This window comes from Virgibacillus sp. GM2-2, from assembly GCF_055329585.1.
On sequence record NZ_JBUZWC010000006.1, the window covers coordinates 146,676 to 169,180 of the forward strand.

A 22,505-nucleotide genomic window follows, 5' to 3' on the forward strand; every position below is an offset into this window, starting at 1 on the left:
TTCGTAGTTGAAGTAACCTGCGAACTAATGAAAATTCATAATTATGGTATCAGCAATGTTGATTTCCGCTCCGGACAAGGCTAGTGACGTAACATTTTCGAGCGCACTGGAAAGATTTCATGCAGGATGTCAGCTTGCGGACACACGATCCCTTATTTGCGAAAAATTAGGGTAAATGTGGTTGTTATCGGACTCAGGATTCCTTATTTGGGTAAAAACAGTTGAAAATCATGTTTTTTAGTTGGATAAGGCATCGTGTGTCCGTTACTCCTCAAAATAAAGGTAAAAATGGTAAATAGAGCATCCTCAGTCCGATACCAAGCAAAGCAGTGTTCTTGGCGTACTATTCGTTCAGAATGTGGTTTTCTTCCGAGGAGACTGAAGCGTTGCCCGCGGAAAGTGAATGTCAGGAGCAGAAATCAATGTAGCACATACTTAGTCCGCAGTTTACTTATAAACGGACCTAGTGACAACCAGTTTTTCTTGGCCGATAAGAATGAAAGCAGTATAAATGAGTGCAACGAAGGCTAGGCAATAAGCCAAGCATTCTAAATGGGATTATTTTACAAGATGGTTAACACATACCATTCATTCTGTTTTCATATTATGGAATAAAGGAGTTGACCCAACTTGGATACTATGTCTAATACTCATCAATATGGGGATTTGTCTTATCCAGATGATATGCTTTCGATCATACAAAATGGTCTGCCAAAAACAGAAGATCCAAAAAAAGTTTCCATAATAGGTGCAGGAATGGCGGGATTAGTTGCAGCTTCATTGCTTACCGAAGCTGGTCACCAAGTAACAATAATTGAAGGAAATGATCGAATTGGTGGCCGAATTTATACAGTACGAAAGCCTTTTACTCCTGGGAACTATTTAGACATGGGAGCAATGCGTTTTCCGGAAACACATGAATTGGTTAAAGCATATGTTCAAAAGTTCCAACTACCAACAAATCCTTTTTTCAATACTTCTCCTAAGGATATATTATTTGTTAACGGTATCTTGACTACAGCTGAATATTATGAAAAAAATCCCGACGTTCTGCAATTTCCGCTTCTTCCAAACGAAAAGGGGAAGACGGCAAGAGATTTACTTTTAAATGCTGTACAACCATTTTTAACGTTATATAACAATAGTACTGACCAAGAACAAGAACAGCTTAGGGAACGGTTTGACCACTATTCATTTGACGAATTTCTACGATATAATCCGTTTGGGGAAAGTTTATCTGCTGACGCTATCCGCATGATTAAAGTTGTTTTAGGGATAGAAGGTTTTCCCGAGTATTCATTTATCGATATTTTACTAGATATTGTTTCTACAGTATTCAATCCGGAGTTGACGTATTATGAAATTACTGGGGGAAATGATTTACTTCCTAAAAGTTTATATAAGGAATTGAAAAATCAGGTGGTTTTTAATCAGTATGTGACCCACCTTTATCAAAAAGATGAAAGTGTAGCTGTTACAACGTTAGATCAATTGTCAGGTCATTGCCATGTTTTTGAAGCGGACTATACGATTGTAACGGTGCCTTATTCTGTTTTTCAGTTTATCGATGTATATCCTTATCATTCCATTTCATATGATAAATGGAAAGTTATTCGGGAACTAAATTTTGTTTCTTCAGTTAAGATTGGATTAGAATTTCGAACAAAATTTTGGGAGAATGAGGAGATTGGAAATATTATTACCGATTTTCCATTACGGTTTACGTATAACCCGAGCCATGATATAGGAGAAAAGGGTCCAGGTGTAATGCTTGCAAGCTATAGTTGGGGGCATAATGCAATGCTTTGGAGTAGTTTAGGAGAAGAAGGACGGATCAGGGAAGCTCTGGATGGGTTATTTAAAATATATGGACCACAGGTATACAACGAATTTTTACAGGGAGCAACCTTTAGTTGGAGTCAAAATAAATTTTCTGCTGGTTGTTTTACCTTATTTACACCAAATCAAGCATCTGATTTTGATAAGGCTATTTATCTACCAGAAGGCAGGTTACACTTTGCAGGCGAACATACATCAACTTTTCATGGATGGGTTGAGGGAGCAATCGAGTCAGGTATTCGAACTGCATGGGAAGTTCATTTTAGAGACACGTAACGTATGATTTGAAAACTTGGCTTATCATTAAGTTTTAATGGTGATAGCCCTAGATGTTCTTGCGCTGAAATCTTGAAAATTATATTTTTCTATCTGTGTAAAAAAGCTAGTTCCCAATAGGAAACTAGCTTTTCGTTCTAACGTCAGAAAGCATAAATTATGGTAGACCTTATTAGAAAAAACTTCAGCATTCGCTATTAAGGACGAGGCGAATGCTGAGTTTTTCTAAAGCTGTGGCTACTTGAAGCTGACAACATAAGCAATATTATGCGTCAAGTTCTACACAGTTGCTCGAGCTTTTTTTCTGATAGAGGAATGATGATATTGTGTTAGCTGAAGGTAGTTTTACGAATTAATATCCGCCGCCAAAGCCGTTTACATATCCGCCTGCACCGACGATAATTAGCAAGATAAATAGGACAACGATTAACGCAAATCCACCATTGTTTCCACCGTAACTCATTGAAAAATTCCCCCTTTCGCAATAGGATCACTATCATTCTATGTAGCAAGGGGTGTTTTGTAATGGACTTTTATATAGTTTTGGAAGAAATGGGTGTTAAGTCTACTGTCAGTTTTTTTATGAATAACTCTCATAACAGGAACATTTGTTCCGGTTTAGGTATTTGTGTTATAATGTAAAAAATTGGTCAAAGACAGGTGAAGCTATATGAAATTAATCCTCGCAGAAAAACCCTCTGTGGCAAAGAACATTGCCGATGCCTTCTCGATTAAAACTAAAAAGGATGGCTATTTTGAAGGAAATGGTTATATTATTACTTGGGCTTTTGGTCATCTTTTACAGCTTTTTGACGCTAAAGATTATGATTCCAAAATGATAAAGTGGAGGATGGAGAATTTTCCGTTTGTTCCTGATGAATTTAAATATAAGATAAAAAGTAATCCGCGCAATAGAGAACAGGTAGATAGTGGAGCTAGAAAACAGTTGAAAATCATCCAACAATTAATGAATAGAACGAATGTCAATTCAATTATTTCTGCATGTGATTTTGATCGAGAAGGTCAAATCATAGGAGATAGTATTATTAATTACATAAAACCGAACAAACCCATCTACCGTCTACTAATAAACGAGTGGACTCCTGAGGAAGTTAGACGCGGTATCGAAAACATGAAACCTAACGGGACAATGAAATCATTGCAGGACGCGGGAATTGGTAGACAATGGGCTGATTGGGTAATTGGTATTAATTTAACGTCGGTAGCAACATTGAAATATCAAAAGGGAAGCGGGAAGGCTCTTAATATAGGGCGTGTTTTATTGCCGACTTTGAAAATTATTTACGACCGTGATAAAGAAATAGAAAATTTTATTCCTGAAGACTTTTTTAAGTTAACAGCAACCTTTCAAACGAATAAACACCATACATTCGAAGGTACATACATGGAAGGGAAAAAGGAAAAATTCAAAGATAAAGAAGTCTTAGAATCTATTAAAGAACAGCTAGTGGACAAATATGCAACGATTATAGATAAACAAGTGGAAGAAAAGAAAGAGTTTCCACCGTTTCTTTTTAACCTTTCTAATTTACAAGGGTATATAACAAACAAATATAATGGTTGGTCCTCAGATAAAGTATTAAAAGTTGCTCAGTCGCTTTACGAAAAGAAATTTATTACTTATCCAAGAACATCGAGTACGGCACTAGATGAAAGTTTAGTGGGGAAAGCTGCTGGAGTATTAAAGGCAGTTTCAGAAAATCTGGATTATAAAGACGATATTAAGTTTATGAAATCAAAGCGTGTGTTTAATAATGCAAAAGTAGAAAGTCATAGTGCGATTATACCAACTTATATGAAGCCTACTCGGTTAACTAGTGACCAACAAATAGTATATACTGCGATTAAAAATCGCTTTATTATGCAGTTTATGCCTGTTGCTCGTTATGAGGAAACAACGATCGTAACCAGAGTAAATAACATTGAAGCAAAAGGATTATTTTATTCAAAAGGTAAAGTACAGCTTGTCGAAGGATGGAAAAAGGTAGAAAATATCCAGACAAAGGACACACTATTACCAGTTGTCAACGAAAATGAAACAGTCAAACAAGTAGATGCTAACGTATCATCACATGTAACGAAGCCACCAAAGAATCATACCGAAAAAACGCTTTTACGTACAATGGAGACATGTGGAAAAGGCGTTAAAGAGGATGATGTGGAAGAAATCATGGGTGGTGTATTATCAGGATTCAGTATTGGGACACCAGCTACAAGAGCAGAAACAATAAAAAAGCTTAAAGATGTAGGGTACATAAGCTCCCAACGAAAAAATTTAGTTTGTACTGAACTTGGTAAAAGGTTAGTAGAGACATTTCCTGTACATGAACTTTTTGACTTGGAGTATACGGGGCGTTTAGAGAAAACTTTATCAGATATCGAAAAAAGTTCCGTATCAAAAGAAGCGTTTTTGAAAATAGTTTTTGATTTCACACGAGATTCTGTTGAAAAAATTAGACATGATGAAGCTGAAATCATTAATCAAGTTACTGCACCAAAACTATCGAAAGAGCCTTTGGGAAAGTGTCCGCAATGCGAAGGGAAAATAATTGAAGGTAAAAGAGGTTTTGGATGTAGCAATTGGAAAAGTGGATGCAAGTTTGTAATATGGAAAAATGATAAATATCTAGCAACTATGAAGAAAAAAGCGACCAAAACAATGGTAAAGTCGCTGTTACATCATAAGTCTGCCTACGTGAAAGGTCTTGTAAGTAAAAAAGGGAATAAATTTAATGCTTACTTACGGTATGAAAAAAATTCTTCAAATGAATACTATAGCTGGAAGATGGAATTTAAAAATAGTTTTGGTAAGTCTTCCTCTTGAAAAAGATACGTCCATATACGCTGAGGTGGGAAAATGAATAAATTAGCTAGTGAAAAATCTCCATATTTACTCCAACATGTTGATAATCCTGTTGACTGGTATCCATGGGGGAATGAAGCTTTTGAAAAGGCAAAACGAGAAAACAAACCAATTTTTCTCTCTATTGGCTATAGCGCATGTCATTGGTGTCATGTATTTGCGCATGAATCCTTTGAGGATAATGAAATTGCCAAGTTATTAAATGATCGATTCGTTTCAATTAAAGTTGATCGAGAAGAACGTCCAGACATAGACTCTGTTTATATGAAAGTGTGTCAGATGATGACTGGGCATGGCGGATGGCCATTAAGTATATTTATGACACCCGAGAGTATTCCTTTCTATGCAGGTACATATTTCCCTAAAGAAAGTAAGTATGGGTTGCCTGGATTTAAAGAGGTTATTAAACAGCTCTACAATAAATACACGGAAGATCCGGAGCATATTGAAAAAGTTACGTTAAGTGTGACACAGGCGCTACAAAAAACGAATACACAAAAAAGTAACGAACGACTAACGACTCAGGTGGTTGATCGTACATTTCATCAGCTAAAACAAATGTTTGATAGTGAGTATGGAGGTTTTGGTGATGCACCTAAATTTCCAGCACCACATAATTTATTATTTTTACTTCGTTATTACAAGACAAGAGAAGCACCGGAAGCGCTTGAGATGGTTGAAATTACATTAAAGGCAATGGCGAATGGTGGGATCTATGACCATATTGGATTTGGTTTTTCCCGCTACTCAACCGATGAGAAATGGCTCGTTCCGCATTTTGAAAAAATGCTGTACGACAATGCGCTATTGTTGATGGTTTATGTGGAGACGTACCAAATAACTGCAAATCCTTTTTACAAACAGATATCCGAACAAATCATTGAATTTGTGATGCGGGAAATGGTCAGCGATAAAGGTGGTTTTTTTTCAGCGATAGATGCTGATTCAGAAGGGATCGAGGGTAAATACTACGTCTGGGAAAGGGAAGAAATCATTGATGTTCTTGGGAATGATCTGGGAGAACTTTTTTGTGACGTATATGACATTTCAACCTTTGGTAATTTTGAAGGAAATAACATACCAAATCTAATTGACACCGATATAGAGGCGCTGAAAATTGATTATGAATTGACTGAACTTCAATTGAAAGAGAAATTAGAAACAGCTAAACAACTATTACGTAAGACACGAACTGAAAGAGTATACCCACATGTTGATGACAAAATTTTAACTGGATGGAATGCATTAATGATAACAGGACTAGCAAAAGCAGGTAAGGTGTATAAAAATCAGCAATACATAGATGTGGCAGCGTCCAATTTAAAATTCATTGAAAAAAATCTAATAAGTAATGATCGTGTAATGGCAAGATTTCGGGATGGTGAGACAAAACATAAAGGTTATGTTGATGACTATGCATTTTTGCTATGGGCTTATGTAGAAATGTACGATGCTACGTTCGATCTAAATTATCTGCAAAAAGCAAAAGACACTGCAGACAACATGATTAACTTATTTTGGGACATCGAGAATGGAGGCTTTTTCTTTTACGGTAGTGACAGCGAAACATTAATTGTCAGAGGAAAAGAAATCTTCGACGGTGCTATTCCATCAGGAAATAGTGTGGCAGCAGTAATGCTAACGCGTTTAGGGCACCTGACTGGTGAAACGCGTTATTTAGATAGGGTAGAAGAGATGTACCATTCTTTCAAAGAAGATCTTGAAGGATACGGAAATGCGAGTACGTTTTTCTTGCAGAGTATCCTTCATACGGAATTCGGGATGAAAGAGGTCGTAATCATTGGTGAAGAGGTAAAAAAATTCCTTCAGGAAGTACATGAACAATTCTTACCAAACGTTTCATTATTAGTGGGCAATAGACCAGAAGAACTTGGCAAGTTGGCACCGTTCACAAGTGATTATCGAATAATAGATGATAAAGTTACCATCTATGTATGTGAAAAATTTACTTGTAAGCAACCTACAACGAATGTTGATCAGGCTTTGCAAATGATAGTGGAGTGAAAAAACAGAAGGAGGCCGTCATATCCGACGGCCTCCTTCTTAGCCTATAAAACTTAGTAAATAACCACCAATTACACCTAAAATAACAATCATCCATGCGGGCACTTTCCAAACGTTTAATAAGACAAATAATATAACGGCAAGACAAAAATCCGATGCATCAAAAATTGAACTTTTAATTACAGGATCGTAAAATGCTGCTAGTAAAATTCCGACAACACTCGCATTTACCCCCATTAATATTCCTTGGAATGATGAGCGATTCCGTAATTCATTTAAAAATGGTAATGCTGCAACTATCAATAGAAATGATGGTAGAAATATTCCAATAGTTGCGACCACTGCTCCAGCAATTCCTTCCATCATCGTTCCCAAGTAACTTGAGAAAGTAAATAAAGGTCCAGGTACAGCTTGAGCCATTCCATAACCTGCTAGAAATTGATCAGCTGTCAATAAGCCCTGTGGCACCAGTTCCCGTTCTATCATAGGCAAAACAACGTGTCCACCACCAAAAACTAGCGAACCAACTCTGAAAAAAATATCGAAAATATTAATCAATGGATTATTTGTGAATTTTGCTAGTAAAGGGAGCACTACAAGCAAAACTATAAGCAAGCTTAATGAAGTTATGCCAAGTTTTTTAGAGAAGTTTATAGAAAAAGGTTTCACATTAGGTTCCACTTTATCTTTAAACAGTTTTAAACCAAATAGCCCGGCCGCTAAAATAATCAAGATTTGCATCCATGCTGAAGGATAAATTAACATAATACTTGCGGCGACAAGTGCGATTCCAAGTCGAGTTTTATCTGGAGTTAATTTCCTTCCAAGTCCAATCAAGGCATGCAGTACGACAGCTGCAGCTACAATTTTCAAACTGTGAATGAAGGTAGCATCACCTAAATTAAAACTTTGATATAACATTGCAAAAACTACTAATACTACAATAGATGGAATAGTAAATCCCATCCATGATATTACTCCTCCGAGCAGTCCTCCTCGCAACATACCAATGGCGATACCGACCTGACTACTCGCTGGTCCAGGTAAAAATTGACAGAGCGCTATAATATCTGTATACGTTTTATCATCTAGCCATTTTCGTCTGTCGATGTATTCATCCTTGAAATAGGCTAAATGGGCTACTGGTCCGCCAAAAGATGTAAGTCCAAGCTTCGTTGATGCAAACAAAATTTCTAGTAGTGTTTGCAATCGGTTCTTTCCGGTTGATTGATTCTCCATAGTAATTACTCCTCATCTATTTAATTTCTTTAAATAGTTCGTATGCCTTAGCACGTGCTTCTTGAAGAACATTGTCACCTTTTGATGTAATCTGGTAGTACTTTCGTATTTTGCCATTCACATTGACATCTTCTCGTTTCAACAAACCATCCATTTCCATTGAGTGTAGAATAGGGTAAAGGGTTCCAGCACTAATTTCGTAACCATGTTCACGTAATTCTTCTAACATCCAAGATCCATAAATCGGTTCCTCTTTCGCATGGTGGAGTATATGAATTTGGATAAATCCAAGAAACAGTTTGCGTAATACTTTATTGTCCAATTAGGTAACTCCTTTCATTATTGGATTCCAATATCGAGTCCCGATATCGTTATTTTATATTAAAACCTAACTGACTACAAGTATAAAATTAGAATGCGCATTAATTTATATTTGGAGTGTAATAAGCTATAGTTGTTATGGATAATATTTTGCAGTGGAAGGGCTCTGAAGTATACATGGTAAAAGCATATTTATGGTTAACATTTTGTATCGTAATGTGGGGGAGTAATTTCATCTTTGGAAAAATATTAGTACAGGATTTTTCTCCAACCATGTTGACGATGTTACGGCTATTTTTCATCGTGTTATTTTTATTCGTGATAGCAGCATTTAAGAGGAATTTTAAACGTATCAGTAAAACGGATTGGATAGCTATATTAATCCTTGGAATTGTAGGCGTTTATATTAACCAATGGACATTCTTTATTGGTCTACAGACAGCTGACACGACATTATCGGCTTTAGTTTTAGCGACGACTCCGATATTAACTGGATTTTTAGCTGCGATATTCCTAAGCGAAAAAGTAACATTACGCATGGTGCTAGGATCAATCGTAGCGATAATCGGTATCTTTTTTGTTGTTACAAAAGGTAACTTCGCTGCTATTCATATTGAAAAAGGATTGCTTTGGATAGTGGTTACAATGATCTCATTTGCAATAATGATTATTATTACCAGACTTCTATCCAAAAGAGTCGATCCATTGACAATCACACTGTATTCCAATTCGGTTGGATTCGTAGTGGCGATACCTTTCGCTTTTACAATGGATAATCCAATTCGAATGAGTGTTTCTGTTGGCGATTGGGCGTTCCTGATAGGAACAGCAATTGTTGTACATGGGATCGCAACGTTAATATGGAATAATAACATTAAGTACGTAGATGCATCTAAAGCATCAATGTTATCGAACTTAGAACCATTTGTAGCAATGGTCGTTGGTTTTGTCGTGTTATTTAAACCGATTACGTTTATTGAGGTATTTGGTTCGTTGTTAATTGTTGGTGGCGTTATTCTATCGACATATCAACGAAAGAAACACTTTAATCGAACTGTTTCTAATAAATAGGAGTAGTTTTCATTTATATCTTTTAAAGTAACAATAAATTGAAATACAAAAGGCACCGCAAAAGCGGTACCTTTTTCTAAAGAAGTTCTTTTAATTGTAATTTTTGTATTTTTCCACTAGGCGTTTTCGGTAGTTCGTTCATAAAGGTAATTTCTTTTGGACAAGCGATTGAATCAAGTTTTTTATTTGCGTACTCAAGTAGTTCTTCCTTTGTAACTAAATGATTTTCATGCGGTACTACTATTGCATGTAGAACTTCTCCATCTAATTTGTGTGGAGTCACTATAATTGCTACTTCTTGAACAGCTTGATGGTCTTTCATGACACTTTCCACTTCAATAGAAGAGATCGCATCTTTTCCATTTATCACGATGTCTTTCTTTCGCTCAACTATTGTCACTTGACCATCTTCATTAATTGTTCCCATATCCCCAGTGTTGTGCCATTCGTCTTGATCACCTAGTACACCAGGCCCTTTAACAACAATTTCACCAATTTCCGTTCCATCATGTTTTACATCCTTTCCATCCTTGTTAACGACGCGTACAGTAGTACTCACCATATTCTACCCACCTTTTTTCATTTATCTCAAATCTTTATTATTATATGAATTATAAAAATTATATCATACTTTTGAAAGCGTTTTAAAGATATTGGTGTACAGAGAATAGTGTTTATTTCGTTATTGATGAAAGGTGTAATTGAATAAAATAAAAGCAATAAATAGCATTTCTTCGTCTTCCGAAACAGAAAGCTCGTATATAGAACCCTTTGTGCGTTTACCAGTTGCAAGCCGATAATCGTCCAAGCTAATTTCTGTATGTGAAGATAGACGATTGGACTTGTAATAATAGGATCGTTCGTTAATGTCTAAAAATAAGCCTTCTCGTAATCTCTTCGTATTTTTGAACGAATAATCAGTACGTACAGCGCCGTATTCTACACCATTACGAAAAATTGTCCAATCCTTTCTTAAATTGGTTATCATTGGTTTCTACAATCTTTATTTCATCGCCATTAGATAAAGTGAACGTTAAATTTAAATACCATATACCTGGATTATCCATGATTTCAGCAATGATTCGATGCCACCACTTTTTATAAAATCGATTATAAGTACCAATCTTCTTATTTGCAGCATAGGTGAATTTCTGACCGGTGGAAATTCGGTCACTCAGTTTGGTCGATAATGGAAGGTCTTCTTCAGCCTGATACGTTGCATCCTTCGTAATTTGTTTCCTTGAGATAAAAAGGATCCCCATAGCACCAATTGGAAAAAGAAGTAAAATTAACAGTTGATCTAGCTCAAACTTATCTAGAATAATAAATCTAAAGATAAACCGATAAATCCTACTACAAAAAATACGAGTAATTTCCCCAAAATATAACACACACCTTTATTAATTTTCCGATTGTTAGTACGGACTTACCTTAAACAAAGTTTCAACATTTTTATCCCTAAGTATAAAAATGATAGACTTAATGTAAAGGAGTGGTACGAAATGGGAAAATTAACTGGAAAAACAGCTGTTGTTACAGGAGCTAGTAGTGGAATTGGCGCGGCAATCGCAGAAACCCTAGCAGAAGAGGGAGCAAATGTTGTTCTAGCTGCACGAAGGAAAGGTAAACTTGATACTGTTGTGGCGGGTATAAATGGAAATGCAATCGGTGTAGTAACAGATATGACAAAAAAATCGGAAGTTGATGTCTTAGCTGAAAAAGCCATTGCTGAATTTGGTCAAATCGATGTATATGTAAATAATGCTGGAGCAATGCTTGGTTCCAGAATTCAAGATGGAAAAACAGATGAATGGGATCGTATGATTGATACGAATATAAAAGGTGTACTTTATGGAATTAATTCAGCGATACCTGGAATGTTAGAACGTTCTGCCGGTCATATTGTTAATGTAGCATCCGTATCAGGTCTTGAAGTGAACAAAGTTAGTGCTGTTTATAGTGCTACTAAATTTGCTGTTCGTTCACTTTCAATGAGTTTAGAGAAAGAACTTGCTCGTACTGGAGTAAGAGTAACGAATATATCGCCAGGTCAGGTTGATACGGCGATTACGTCAAAAATGCGCGATCGAAAACCGTTAGAACCAACTGATATTGCACAGGCAGTAGTTTATGCAGTAACACAGCCTGAGTATGTCAATGTAAATGAAATAACTGTTCGTCCAGTATAGTCAGAGTTCCATCCTTAACAGGTAATATTTTTCGTATGTATGTTACATACTAAAGAAAAATTCTGTAAAGGATGGTTTTCTATTATGAATCATATCAAAGCTATTGGTATAAAATTCATTTACACTGCAATTGTAGTCTATTCCATATTCGGTATTTTTTATAATGCTTCATTAGGTCGTTTATTTTGGATGAGTCTTCTTGTGACAGGCATTTCTTATATTATTGGGGACTTATTTATTTTAAAGCGAACCGGAAACCTTTTAGCTGTAATTGCTGACTTCGGATTAGCATTTTTGTCAATGTGGATATTAGGATTAATGATTATTGATATATCAATGCCAACTGTAATCGCGGCATTTTTTGCGAGTTTCTTTATCGCGATAAGTGAATCGCTTTTCCATATTTATATGAAAGAACAGGTCTTCAAACAAAAGCGTCACAATACAATTTCAAGACAACAATTGCAAACAGAGTTTTCAGATGAAACAAATGAACAGACAATAACGAAAGACAAGAAAGAGTAAAGATAAACCGCTTGGTTCCATGCCAAGCGGTTATTTATATCGCTTTGTGAGATGAAATTTACTTTAATTAGGATTTAATATCATCAATAGAATTGTATTTTGCCATCAGTTCTAAATGCACGATTTCCCATAAATAAATCGATGCAATTGTAAAGTGTGGCTTCCAAATAGGTGATCTCTCCACTAGCACATTTCGTCGCTCTGTTTGATCTACTTGGTACAACCATTTTGCTCCACGTTGTATCCCGATATCATCTAAAGCCAGGACATCCATTCGTCCTAATGAAAATATGAGAAACATTTCAGCTGTCCATTTTCCAATTCCTTTTATACTCGTTAGTAGCTTAATAACTTCCTCGTTTTCTAAATTGACAAGCTTGGTTAAGTCAATAACTCCAGTAGCAATTTTTTCGCTCAAATCCTTTATATATGCCACTTTTCGCACAGATAGTCCTATTGAACGAAGCTCATCGTCTGTTTTTTTTAATATACCTTCTGCTGTTAACTCATTATCCAATAGTTGTTCTAGCCGCCCAAATATAGCATCCGCTGCCTGAACAGATATTTGTTGGCCGATAATAGAACGTACAAGTGAAACAAAATAATTAGGTCGTAAAGTAAATTCGATATCTCCAATAATGGTTATTATTTTTTTCATTAGCGGATCAGCATTTGAAAGTTCAATTACAGCTGGATCATCAGCTTTTATGATTATTTTATCCAACATAACACCCCATTTATATTCTAATTTCAAAAATAACCTATTTGCGACGTATAAGCAAAATTTTTCGTATGATTGTTAGCCTATTCACAAAAAGTTTGCTATGATAGAATTGGTATTTAACTGTATATACGTATTGTACGACTATTACATAAGCCGTCAAGATGAAGTAAATACCTTAAATCTCAATTTAATGGTAATCAAAAAGAAAGGTGGATGTTACGTGAATACGAACAAACCAAGAATCGTTGTTCTGGGAGCAGGCTATGCTGGAATGATGACAACTAAACGCTTGACTCAAAAGTTGGGAGCAGAAGAAGCTGAGATTGTGCTTGTCAACAAACACAATTACCACTATCAGACAACATGGTTACATGAAATTGCAGCAGGTACAAGAAATCAAAACCAAGCTCGCATGATGATTAGCGATGTGTTTAGTCCAAATCGCGTTCGTTTAATTTATGATTCAGTAGTTGAAGTGAAAAAGAACGAGAATCGTGTCATCTTGGAAAATAGTGAAATTTCTTATGATTATTTAGTAGTATCACTTGGATTCGAATCCAATACATTTGGAATTAAAGGAATGGAGAAGCATGCTTTCTCTATTACAGATATCGAAACAAGCCGTTTAATTAGTGAACATATTGAATACAAATTTGCAAAATATAATCTTGATCCAAAAGCGAAAAAAGAAGATTTAACTATACTTGTCGGTGGTGGCGGATTCACAGGAATTGAATTTGTTGGGGAACTAGCCGAACAAGTACCAAAGCTTTGCAAGAAATATGATATTGATCCAAGTGTTCCACGGATTATTAATGTAGAAGCTTCACCGACGATACTTCCAGGATTTAACGAAGAACTTGTAGCGTATGCTAAAAAATCGCTTGAAGACCGTGGCGTTGAATTTAGAATTGGTGCAAAAATTGAAGAATGTAAGAAAGATGGCTTTGTTGTAAATGAAGGTGAAGAAATCAAAGCTGGCACAATTGTATGGACCGGTGGTGTAACTGGTAACTCAGTTCTAAGTAAATCAGGCTTTGAAATTACAAAAGGAAAAGTAACCGTTAACGCTGATCTACGAGCTCCAGGTGAAGAAAACATTTTCATTCTTGGTGACTGTGCATGGGTAATGAATGAAAAGGAAGGACGCCCATTCCCACCTACAGCTCAAGCAGCAATGCAGCATGCAGATACATGTGCAACGAATATTAAAGCACTACTTCACAACGAAGTGCTTGTACCTTTTGTGTTTGATGATAAGGGAACAGTTGCGTCACTAGGAAATTCTGATGCGATGGGAACTGTATTTTCAGGTACAAAACTATATGGTAAATCTGCCGCAGCTATGAAAAAGGTAGTGGATAATCGATACCTATTCTTGCTTGGTGGACCTAAATTAGTCCTCAAAAAAGGTAAGTTTCGTCCGTTTTAATTAAATGAAATGAAAGTACGAGTTCAAAAGTAGGGTGAAAGGGCTGAAAAATTCGACGTAACGTAGCTTTAAGTAACAAAAGAGCGAGCTAACGATGATAGTTGAAGAGCCGTTTTACCTAACTATTTGAACTACCCCTAAATAGAGGAGGGAAAATTGATATGAAAAATGTACTTTGCTATGTACTCGTTACGATTGCTTCCCTAGTGGGATATGTGGTAGTAAGTCGTACAATGGAAAACAGCCGTGATTTCCGTTAATATCTATATTTTTTAAAATCCTCTTGGGTTATTACCTGAGAGGATTTTTTTATTTCGACGAGTGATGAATTAAAAAATTTGAATGGAGGAAAGTGTCCGCATCGTACATAATGAAAAGAAAAATTAGGTTGACATTTTCAGTGTATTAAGATAGTATTTTAAACGATAATGAGAATCTTTATCAATTAAAACGGAACCATACATAAAGAAATATGAGGAGGACCATCGATGAAAAAAATGCTGATATTTGGTTGTATAATTTTGTTATCGTTTCTTGCTGCGTGTAATGAACCAAAGGAAGAGGAAATGGAAACAAAAGATAAAAATACAACTGATCGGGAAATTACGATAGAAGATGCTATGGGGGAACAGACCATAAAAGGTACCCCGAAAAATATTGTTGTACTTGAATGGTCATATGCAGAAAATTTGTTAGCGCTTGGCATGGAACCAGTAGGGGTAGCCGATTTGGATGGCTACAAGAAATGGGTAAATGTTGATAAAAAGTTTTCGAAGAGTGTAAAAGATGTAGGAACAAGACAAGAGCCAAATCTTGAAGCAATCTCAAGGTTAAATCCAGATTTAATTATTGCTGTGAAATTCAGACATGAAGATATTTTAGACAGCTTAAAGGACATCGCTCCAGTAGTAACGTTTGCACCTTACTCTGAGGAAGCAACGGAGAATCAATATAAAAATATGGTTGAAGAGTTTGAAAAGCTCGCACATATTGTAGATAAATCGGAAAAGGCTGAACTCGCACTAACTGATTTAAAAGAATTTATTGAAGAACAAAAGAAGCGAGTGGAAGAAGCTGGTCTAAAAGGATCAAAGTATATTGCAACACAAGCATTCACAATTCAAAATACACCTACCTTACGCTTATTTACCGACAATTCGATTGTGTCACAAATTATGACTCGTCTTGGATTTGAAAATGCCTATCAAACGGATAAGCTTGAACCGTATGGGTATAGTGAAGTAACTGTTGAAGCGTTACAAAATTTCCAAAAGGAAAATCTTCAATTCTTATATATCGTTCAAGAAGAGGATAATATCTTTGAAAATCAATTAAAAGGTAATCCAGTATGGGAAAACCTTAGCTTTGTGAAGAATGGAAATACGCATCAGTTGCCAGGTGATACGTGGACATTTGGTGGTGTTTTATCAGCACACGTTTTAACTGAGCAGTTAGTCGATGCAATGATAGAAGAGAAGTAATATGAGCAATTCACTTAACAAAACAATACTAGCGGTTCTTACCTTTGGAGGAGGAACCGCACTTTTGTTCATATTAACATTCATACATATTAATCAAGGTAATGTATCCATTCCTGTATCTACAGTTATTGATGCAATTTTTCAACCTGAAAACACATTGGAACATCATACTGTAAGAATTCTTCGATTACCACGAGCGATGATGGGAATTATAGCAGGTGGCGCATTAGCTGTTGCAGGTGTTGTTTTACAAACAGTAACAAAAAACCCACTATCTTCTGCTAGCACGTTGGGTATTCATTCTGGAACTTATTTTGCCGTGGTCGCAAGTACCGTATTTTTACCTGCGGCGTTGTATGGTAACGGAATTATTGTTGCCTTTATTGGTGGAATTAGCACGTTTATGATTGTATTCCTTCTTTCAGGTGGAAATAGAGCGACACCTGTTCGAATGGTTTTAGCAGGTATGATTGTAACGTTTTTGTTTTCATCACTAACAAGTGTACTACAAATATTTTATGAGAATGAAACCGCTGGAATATTTCTTTGGGGTTCTGGGACACTTATTCAAAATGATTGGAGTGGTGTTCAGTTTTCGTATCCATTTGTCGCAGTTGGTTTTGTCGTGTTAGTAGGGATGTCTCTAAAACTCGATACATTAACACTTGGTGATGATATAGCAATCGCACTGGGGCAAAATGTTCAGGTAGTAAAATTCATTTCAATCGTAGCAGCAGTATTATTAACATCTGTTACGGTAAGTGTAGTTGGACCAATCGGGTTTGTTGGGTTAGTTGCACCACATATAATAAAATTGATTGGTTATAAAAAGCATATACCGCTTATAATTGCGTCCTTTATTTGGGGTGGAATTGTATTATTACTTGCCGATATACTAGCGAGAATAATTGATCCCTCGTTTTCAGAACTACCAGTGGGTGCGATTACAGCCTTGATTGGTTCACCATGGTTAATTTGGTTAGTGTTGAGAATGAAAAAATCTCAGTATGGCGAAGAGAATACCTCTGTTATAGCTGGTAAAGTTACAGCAGGTATATCACTAAAGGTTGCTGTTCCTATATTAGTTGGACTAATTGTTGTAGTTGGAATTGTAAGTCTAGCTTCAGGAAACTATGGATTTGAACCAATTCTTGCGTATCAAGCATTTTTCGGTGATACGAATGAATTTATGAAAAACTTAATTTTAGATTTGCGATTGCCTCGGGCAATTGTGGCGCTTACTAGTGGGATGATACTTGCTGTAAGTGGATTAATATTCCAAGGAGTTTTGCGAAATCCATTGGCCGATCCTTCTGTAATCGGAATAACCTCGGGTGCGGGCGTTGGTGCACTATCAACGATGTTTGTTTTTGGTGTCTCGGCAATCTGGATCCCAATTGGTGCGATGATTGGATCATTTGTATTCTTTATGGTGGTTATGCTACTTGCAATCCGTGCAAAATTTCAACCAACTATTTTGGCCTTACTTGGAATTGGAATTTCAGCATTCGGATCAGCTATCATTCAAATTTTAGTAGTACAGTCAGATTTAGCAGTGGCAGCTGCACTTACTTGGCTATCAGGAACTACTTATGCAAAAGGATGGACTGAATTTCTGTATTATTTGGTTTGGCCAATCATTATTATTTTTCCTTTACTAGCTTTAAAAATTAAAGCTTTAGATACATTATCACTTGGAGATGACACAGCAAAGGGTCTGGGAATGAAGGTAATGTCGTCTAGGTTCCAATTGGCGTTTCTTGCCACTTTACTAGCAGCCTTTAGTGTGGCCGCGGTTGGAGCAATTGGTTTTATCGGGTTGATTGCCCCACATGTGGCACGGCTATTAATTGGCCCTTCGAATCAACGATTATTGCCAGTAACGATATTAATAGGTGGATTATTATTATTACTAGCCGATTTACTTAGTCGTACACTCCTGGCACCTAACGAAATACCTGCGGGGATAGTAGTCGCAATCATTGGAGCTCCATATTTTTTATGGTTAATGAAAAAAAGATCATAATTATAGGTAATTCACTTCTAAAAAAACCGCTCCGGAAATATACTTCGCTTTCCGCGGGTGGCAGGTGAGCCTCCTCGTGCTTTCGCACTCCGGGGTCTCACCGATGCCATTCCTCCCGCAGGAGTCTACGTATATTTCCGGAGCTAGTTTAGATCATGGTTCGTCATGTTAATTGATAGGAATAGTTACGTACTAACCTCTTTCTCTCTTATGCTTGTTTCTGGCGTATCCAATTGATGAGACCACCTTGAAGTACGATGTTAACTTGTCGTTCTGACAATGAATGGCTGACACTGATTTTTCCTTCCTTTCCTTTTATTGAAACAGAGAAATCGTGAGCCTTTTTAACATTTTCGTGTAAATTAGTAAATTCAAGTATATCTCCTTGGGTCAGTTTATTGTAATCCTCTTCGTTCGAGAAAACCAATGGAAGAACACCGAAATTAACAAGGTTTTGCCAGTGGATTCGAGCATAATCTTTAACGATTACTACACGAAGTCCTAAGTATCTTGGAGCGAGTGCTGCGTGTTCACGGCTTGATCCTTGGCCATAGTTATATCCCCCAACAATTGCATGGCCACCTTTATCTTTACTTTCCATTCCGCGGTCATAATATGTTGGATCAATTGCTTCGAAGGTGAACTTACTAATCTCAGGTAGATTGCTTCGGTACGGTAGCACACGTGCGCCTCCCGCTAAGATTTCATCTGTAGAGATGTTATCTCCTACACTTAATAAGATAGGTACTTTCAACTCATTTGGTAGGGCGTCCATTTCCGGTATAGATACAATATTCGGTCCTTTTTCTAATGTAACTTTTTGAGCATCATCGTAAGATAACGGCTTATCTAATAGACCATCATCAATAGTAGGATCTTTTGGATCTTTAACCTTAGGATATTTCATATCTAACGTTCGTGGATCAGTAATTTCACCAGTTAATGCTGATGCTGCTGCCGTTTCTGGACTACATAGAAATACACTATCTTCCTTCGTACCCGAACGGCCAGGGAAGTTTCGTGGTGTTGTTCGCAAGCTGTTTCGTCCTGTAGCCGGTGCTTGCCCCATGCCAATACAGCCATTACAACCTGCTTGGTGTAAACGTGCACCAGCTTGTAACAAACTTGCGATATGCATTTCTTTTACAAGGTTTGTGAGCATTTGCCTAGAAGTTGGGTTTATGTCAAAAGATAGTCCATCAGCAATTCGTTGGTCTTTTACGATTTCAGCTGCTATTGCAAAATCTCTGTAACCAGGGTTAGCGGAGGATCCAATATAGGATTGATAAATTGGAGTACCTTTTAATTCACTTGCCGGTACAACATTACCTGGGCTAGAGGGTTTAGCAACCAATGGTTCTAACTCAGAAAGGTTAATCGTATCTGTCAAATCATAAGTTGCTCCTTTATCAGCTTTTAGTTCGATCCAATCATCTTCGCGATCTTGACTCTTTAAAAATCGTTTAACCTCTTTATCAGATGGAAAAACAGTTGCTGTTGCACCAAGTTCAGCTCCCATATTTGCAATTACATGGCGATCCATTGCAGATAAGTTATCAAGGCCAGGGCCATAATACTCTATTATTTTTCCAACGCCACCTTTAACATCGTAGCGGCGAAGCATTTCAAAAATAACATCTTTGGCACTTACCCAGTCTGGAAGTTCACCAGTAAGTTCAACGCCCATAATTTCAGGCATTTTGATGTAAATCGGTTCACCCGTAATAGCCATTGCTACATCAATACCACCTGCTCCCATTGCGAGCATTCCCATGCAACCATTGGCACATGTATGGCTATCTGATCCAAGCAATGTTTTACCAGGTATTGCTAAACGCTGCATGTGGATTGGATGACTAACTCCGTTTCCTGGGCGACTATAATATAGCCCAAATCGCCGAGTTGCACTTTCTAAAAACAAGTGATCATCTGGATTTTTACTGTCTACTTGAATTAAATTATGGTCTACATACTGTGCAGATGCCTCTGTTTTGGCATAATCTAAACCCATTGCTTCAAGTTCTAACATTACCATCGTTCCTGTTGCATCCTGTGTTAAAGTTTGGTCAATTTTAAGACCTATCTCTTTTCCTTTTTCAATTGTTCCTGAAACAAGATGATCTTTTATTAACTTTTGCGCGACATTTAACGGCACAATGTTACCTCCTTTTTAAAAATATAAATACCATCATGATAGCTTTTCACCATTCGTAAAAATCATGCGTTCTTGTGCTAAATTATGGATATTTGCTTCCTATTTTTATCTTTCCTCAAAAATAGTATATTCAAACTACCGTGAAAATAGAAAAGGTACCTGACACTTTATTCTTTAGTGTCAGGTACCTTTTGTTTGTTATGCTTGTTTAATTGCTTCGATTTCAACGTTAATTTTTACTTCGTCACCGACCATGACGCCACCAGTTTCTAGTGCTGCGTTCCAAGTAAGGCCAAATTCTTTTCGGCTAATCTTAGTTGTACCACTGAATCCTGCAACTTCCTGACCCCATGGATCTTTTCCTGCACCTTCAAACTCAACATCGAAAGTGACAGTTTTTTTTGTGCCACGAATTGTTAGGTCTCCAGTTACATCATAATTGCTGTCAGATTTCTTTTTAATATCAGTAGCTATAAATGTCATTTTTGGATGATTTTCTGCGTCGAAAAAATCTGCAGAGCGTAAATGATCATCACGATCTTTCTTACGTGTATCAATACTGTTAATGTCAACAGTAAATTCAACTGTTGCATCCTCTAAGTTTTCTGGATCTGCTTCTATTACTGCTTCAAAATCATTAAAAACACCTTTTGCTTTTGAAATCATCATATGTTTAACGACAAACTCTAAAGAACTGTGTGCTGCATCAACATTCCATTTTGCTTTAGTCATTAATAATCTCCTCCATGTTATAAATAGTATGTTAGTTACTTTTCGATACTAAGTATATAATTATTACAAAATGTTGTCAAGTAATTATTTATCATTTTTGTATGGATAGAATACCCTGTTACATTTCTATCTAAACTAAGCAAAAATAAGAGGAAATAGGGAGGTATATGATACGATAAACAAAATATTAAATCTCGAGGTGCTAGAATGAGTCAATTATGCATCATCCCATGCGGTAGAAAAAAGATTTGGGATAAAGAGCCGACACGAGGGGCTACAGAAGTAAGGAATACCTATATCGGTACATTCCACAGGTTATGTCGTAACTATGCAAATCAATTTACCGATCAATGGGTTGTACTCTCTGCTAAACACGGGTTTCTAATACCAAATGATATAGTCGATCGAAATTACGATGTGACATTCAGTAAAAAAAATGATGAGATTATCTCACTTGCCCAATTGCAATATCAAATTGAATCTAAAAAACTAGATCAGTACGATGAACTTATACTACTGACCGGGAAGAAATATGAAAAGATAATTGAGGCAAGCTTTGGACAACAAATACCCAAACATTTTCCACTAAAAAGTTATAAAGGTATGGGTTATATGCAACAGGCGTTGAAACATGCGGTTGAACAAAATATTTCACTTCATTAAAACTATATAATTCTTTGCCACCTTTTAAGTAAATTTATCGATTATGAGGGTAGAACAACTTAAAGGAGGAAAAAGAATGAAGCCTTTGTTAATCATTGATCCTGGTCATGGTGGTAAAGATCCGGGTGGTGGAACTAATAGTCTTTGGAGGGAAAAAGATTTAGCGTTAGCCATATCCTTGTATCAATACAATCGATATAAGGAATTAGGTATACCCGTTTCACTGACAAGAAAAACAGATGTAACACTTACGCCTAACGTTAGATCATCGATTGTCCGGAATAGCGGTGCAAAGTACTGTCATTCAAACCACATAAACGCAGGTGGTGGGGACGGTGCAGAAATCATTCATTCCATTTATGGTGGAAAAGAAATGTCAGAAGCAATTGCAGTGAAACTGAAAGCTGCTGGACAAAATATCAGAAGTGTATATACGAGAGTCTTATCCACAGATCCGGCACAGGATTATTATTTTATGAATCGAAACACTGGCAGCGTTGCAACAGCTATTATTGAATACGGTTTTGCCGATTCAAAAGGTGACGACATTCAACAATTGCAATCGTCTTGGAAAATATATGCAGAAGCTGTTGTAAAGGGATTTTGTCAATTCATTGAGAATGATCATGTAGAATCAAGCGTAAACAATAAAACGGTAATAAGGAGCGAAGAATTCCAATTATCTTTACCAGCTACAGTAAATAAGTGGCGCATTTACCCACTGAATAAAAAGCCTGTTATAGGTAACGAAGTAGGTTATCTAAATCCAGCAAAATTTAACGGATTGCACTATACGATTCTAGGAAATCCATATCCACATGTTTATACGATTGAAACACGTGATTTTGGATTGGTTAATATTTATGCACACACAAAAATAGGAGCAATTTTAAGAAAAATGATGTAAATATTCGAAATCATCG

20 protein-coding genes are annotated in these 22,505 nt (G+C 36.5%); 11 read left to right on the plus strand and 9 right to left on the minus strand.

The genetic code is table 11. The annotated features are described in order from the left end of the window. Positions 1 to 639 precede the first annotated feature (639 nt). On the plus strand, positions 640 to 2,115 hold the full coding sequence (locus ACY9Z2_RS09665) for a flavin monoamine oxidase family protein (protein WP_463609482.1): 1,476 nt from the start codon (positions 640 to 642) through the stop codon (positions 2,113 to 2,115). Between the two features lie 352 nt (positions 2,116 to 2,467). On the opposite strand, the gene ACY9Z2_RS09670 is transcribed toward ACY9Z2_RS09665, so the two are convergent. Further along, a complete protein-coding gene (locus ACY9Z2_RS09670) occupies positions 2,468 to 2,578 on the minus strand; it encodes a YjcZ family sporulation protein (protein ID WP_463609427.1) in 111 nt (36 codons plus the stop codon). Positions 2,579 to 2,785: 207 nt separating this feature from the next. On the opposite strand from ACY9Z2_RS09670, the gene ACY9Z2_RS09675 reads away from it, so the two are divergent. Continuing rightward, positions 2,786 to 4,960: a type IA DNA topoisomerase gene (locus tag ACY9Z2_RS09675; protein WP_463609428.1), complete on the plus strand. Its 2,175-nt coding sequence runs from the start codon at positions 2,786 to 2,788 to the stop codon at positions 4,958 to 4,960. 33 nt (positions 4,961 to 4,993) lie between these two features. Then, complete coding sequence (locus ACY9Z2_RS09680; protein ID WP_463609429.1) at positions 4,994 to 7,024, plus strand: thioredoxin domain-containing protein; 2,031 nt, start codon at positions 4,994 to 4,996, stop codon at positions 7,022 to 7,024. Between the two features lie 39 nt (positions 7,025 to 7,063). Here ACY9Z2_RS09680 and chrA read toward each other — a convergent pair whose 3' ends face one another. Together chrA and ACY9Z2_RS09690 are read right to left on the minus strand one after the other, a co-directional pair. After that, positions 7,064 to 8,263, minus strand: a complete 1,200-nt coding sequence (gene chrA / locus ACY9Z2_RS09685) for a chromate efflux transporter (RefSeq protein ID WP_463609430.1) — start codon at positions 8,261 to 8,263, stop codon at positions 7,064 to 7,066. A 16-nt stretch (positions 8,264 to 8,279) separates the two neighbouring features. Continuing rightward, the gene (locus ACY9Z2_RS09690) at positions 8,280 to 8,585 is read right to left on the minus strand and encodes a PadR family transcriptional regulator (RefSeq protein ID WP_463609431.1); all 306 of its coding nucleotides are present in this window, start codon (positions 8,583 to 8,585) and stop codon (positions 8,280 to 8,282) included. A 137-nt stretch (positions 8,586 to 8,722) separates the two neighbouring features. On the opposite strand from ACY9Z2_RS09690, the gene ACY9Z2_RS09695 reads away from it, so the two are divergent. Next, the gene (locus ACY9Z2_RS09695) at positions 8,723 to 9,655 is read left to right on the plus strand and encodes a DMT family transporter (RefSeq protein WP_463609432.1); all 933 of its coding nucleotides are present in this window, start codon (positions 8,723 to 8,725) and stop codon (positions 9,653 to 9,655) included. 76 nt (positions 9,656 to 9,731) lie between these two features. On the opposite strand, the gene ACY9Z2_RS09700 is transcribed toward ACY9Z2_RS09695, so the two are convergent. From ACY9Z2_RS09700 to ACY9Z2_RS09710, 3 genes are all read right to left on the minus strand, one after another. After that, positions 9,732 to 10,217: a class I adenylate-forming enzyme family protein gene (locus ACY9Z2_RS09700; RefSeq protein WP_463609433.1), complete on the minus strand. Its 486-nt coding sequence runs from the start codon at positions 10,215 to 10,217 to the stop codon at positions 9,732 to 9,734. Positions 10,218 to 10,337: 120 nt separating this feature from the next. Next, positions 10,338 to 10,643 (minus strand): hypothetical protein, encoded by a 306-nt coding sequence (locus ACY9Z2_RS09705; RefSeq protein WP_463609434.1) that lies wholly within the window; start codon positions 10,641 to 10,643, stop codon positions 10,338 to 10,340. Beyond that, positions 10,603 to 11,046, minus strand: coding sequence for a hypothetical protein (locus ACY9Z2_RS09710; RefSeq protein ID WP_463609435.1), 444 nt, complete (start codon positions 11,044 to 11,046; stop codon positions 10,603 to 10,605). Before ACY9Z2_RS09710 ends, ACY9Z2_RS09705 begins: the two co-directional genes overlap by 41 nt. Positions 11,047 to 11,157: 111 nt before the next feature. Between ACY9Z2_RS09710 and ACY9Z2_RS09715 the strand changes: the two genes are divergently transcribed. Next, complete coding sequence (locus ACY9Z2_RS09715) at positions 11,158 to 11,844, plus strand: SDR family oxidoreductase (protein ID WP_463609436.1); 687 nt, start codon at positions 11,158 to 11,160, stop codon at positions 11,842 to 11,844. Positions 11,845 to 11,928: 84 nt separating this feature from the next. After that, positions 11,929 to 12,369: a YndM family protein gene (locus ACY9Z2_RS09720; protein WP_463609437.1), complete on the plus strand. Its 441-nt coding sequence runs from the start codon at positions 11,929 to 11,931 to the stop codon at positions 12,367 to 12,369. 67 nt (positions 12,370 to 12,436) lie between these two features. On the opposite strand, the gene ACY9Z2_RS09725 is transcribed toward ACY9Z2_RS09720, so the two are convergent. Then, positions 12,437 to 13,093, minus strand: coding sequence for a DNA-3-methyladenine glycosylase family protein (locus tag ACY9Z2_RS09725; protein ID WP_463609438.1), 657 nt, complete (start codon positions 13,091 to 13,093; stop codon positions 12,437 to 12,439). A gap of 190 nt (positions 13,094 to 13,283) precedes the next feature. On the opposite strand from ACY9Z2_RS09725, the gene ACY9Z2_RS09730 reads away from it, so the two are divergent. The 3 genes from ACY9Z2_RS09730 to ACY9Z2_RS09740 all read left to right on the plus strand — a co-directional run bounded on the left by ACY9Z2_RS09730 (position 13,284) and on the right by ACY9Z2_RS09740 (position 18,032). After that, positions 13,284 to 14,525: an NAD(P)/FAD-dependent oxidoreductase gene (locus ACY9Z2_RS09730; RefSeq protein ID WP_463609439.1), complete on the plus strand. Its 1,242-nt coding sequence runs from the start codon at positions 13,284 to 13,286 to the stop codon at positions 14,523 to 14,525. Positions 14,526 to 15,013: 488 nt separating this feature from the next. After that, positions 15,014 to 16,006, plus strand: a complete 993-nt coding sequence (locus ACY9Z2_RS09735; RefSeq protein WP_463609440.1) for an ABC transporter substrate-binding protein — start codon at positions 15,014 to 15,016, stop codon at positions 16,004 to 16,006. 1 nt (position 16,007) lies between these two features. Further along, positions 16,008 to 18,032: an iron ABC transporter permease gene (locus ACY9Z2_RS09740; protein WP_463609441.1), complete on the plus strand. Its 2,025-nt coding sequence runs from the start codon at positions 16,008 to 16,010 to the stop codon at positions 18,030 to 18,032. A 208-nt stretch (positions 18,033 to 18,240) separates the two neighbouring features. Here the strand turns inward: ACY9Z2_RS09740 and ACY9Z2_RS09745 are convergent, their stop codons facing one another. Both ACY9Z2_RS09745 and ACY9Z2_RS09750 read right to left on the minus strand, forming a co-directional pair. After that, complete coding sequence (locus ACY9Z2_RS09745) at positions 18,241 to 20,187, minus strand: aconitate hydratase (RefSeq protein ID WP_463609442.1); 1,947 nt, start codon at positions 20,185 to 20,187, stop codon at positions 18,241 to 18,243. A 198-nt stretch (positions 20,188 to 20,385) separates the two neighbouring features. After that, positions 20,386 to 20,919 (minus strand): YceI family protein, encoded by a 534-nt coding sequence (locus ACY9Z2_RS09750; RefSeq protein WP_463609443.1) that lies wholly within the window; start codon positions 20,917 to 20,919, stop codon positions 20,386 to 20,388. A gap of 207 nt (positions 20,920 to 21,126) precedes the next feature. Between ACY9Z2_RS09750 and ACY9Z2_RS09755 the strand changes: the two genes are divergently transcribed. Next, entirely contained in the window at positions 21,127 to 21,582 is a 456-nt protein-coding gene (locus tag ACY9Z2_RS09755; protein WP_463609444.1) for a DUF6884 domain-containing protein, read from the plus strand. A gap of 76 nt (positions 21,583 to 21,658) precedes the next feature. Next, positions 21,659 to 22,489 carry an N-acetylmuramoyl-L-alanine amidase family protein gene (locus tag ACY9Z2_RS09760; RefSeq protein ID WP_463609445.1) on the plus strand — a complete coding sequence of 277 codons (831 nt, stop codon included), beginning with the start codon at positions 21,659 to 21,661 and terminating at the stop codon, positions 22,487 to 22,489. The last annotated feature ends 16 nt before the right edge of the window (positions 22,490 to 22,505 follow it).

Bases quoted from the DNA above. Each gene is read 5' to 3' on its own strand.
- ACY9Z2_RS09750 (WP_463609443.1), bottom strand. From the start codon at position 20,919: ATGACTAAAGCAAAATGGAATGTTGATGCAGCACACAGTTCTTTAGAG.
- ACY9Z2_RS09700 (WP_463609433.1), bottom strand. From the start codon at position 10,217: ATGGTGAGTACTACTGTACGCGTCGTTAACAAGGATGGAAAGGATGTA.
- ACY9Z2_RS09740 (WP_463609441.1), top strand. From the start codon at position 16,008: ATGAGCAATTCACTTAACAAAACAATACTAGCGGTTCTTACCTTTGGA.
- ACY9Z2_RS09715 (WP_463609436.1), top strand. From the start codon at position 11,158: ATGGGAAAATTAACTGGAAAAACAGCTGTTGTTACAGGAGCTAGTAGT.
- chrA (WP_463609430.1), bottom strand. From the start codon at position 8,263: ATGGAGAATCAATCAACCGGAAAGAACCGATTGCAAACACTACTAGAA.
- ACY9Z2_RS09705 (WP_463609434.1), bottom strand. From the start codon at position 10,643: ATGATAACCAATTTAAGAAAGGATTGGACAATTTTTCGTAATGGTGTA.
- ACY9Z2_RS09760 (WP_463609445.1), top strand. From the start codon at position 21,659: ATGAAGCCTTTGTTAATCATTGATCCTGGTCATGGTGGTAAAGATCCG.
- ACY9Z2_RS09755 (WP_463609444.1), top strand. From the start codon at position 21,127: ATGAGTCAATTATGCATCATCCCATGCGGTAGAAAAAAGATTTGGGAT.
- ACY9Z2_RS09730 (WP_463609439.1), top strand. From the start codon at position 13,284: ATGGTAATCAAAAAGAAAGGTGGATGTTACGTGAATACGAACAAACCA.
- ACY9Z2_RS09675 (WP_463609428.1), top strand. From the start codon at position 2,786: ATGAAATTAATCCTCGCAGAAAAACCCTCTGTGGCAAAGAACATTGCC.
- ACY9Z2_RS09680 (WP_463609429.1), top strand. From the start codon at position 4,994: ATGAATAAATTAGCTAGTGAAAAATCTCCATATTTACTCCAACATGTT.
- ACY9Z2_RS09720 (WP_463609437.1), top strand. From the start codon at position 11,929: ATGAATCATATCAAAGCTATTGGTATAAAATTCATTTACACTGCAATT.
- ACY9Z2_RS09735 (WP_463609440.1), top strand. From the start codon at position 15,014: ATGAAAAAAATGCTGATATTTGGTTGTATAATTTTGTTATCGTTTCTT.
- ACY9Z2_RS09665 (WP_463609482.1), top strand. From the start codon at position 640: ATGTCTAATACTCATCAATATGGGGATTTGTCTTATCCAGATGATATG.
- ACY9Z2_RS09695 (WP_463609432.1), top strand. From the start codon at position 8,723: ATGGATAATATTTTGCAGTGGAAGGGCTCTGAAGTATACATGGTAAAA.
- ACY9Z2_RS09670 (WP_463609427.1), bottom strand. From the start codon at position 2,578: ATGAGTTACGGTGGAAACAATGGTGGATTTGCGTTAATCGTTGTCCTA.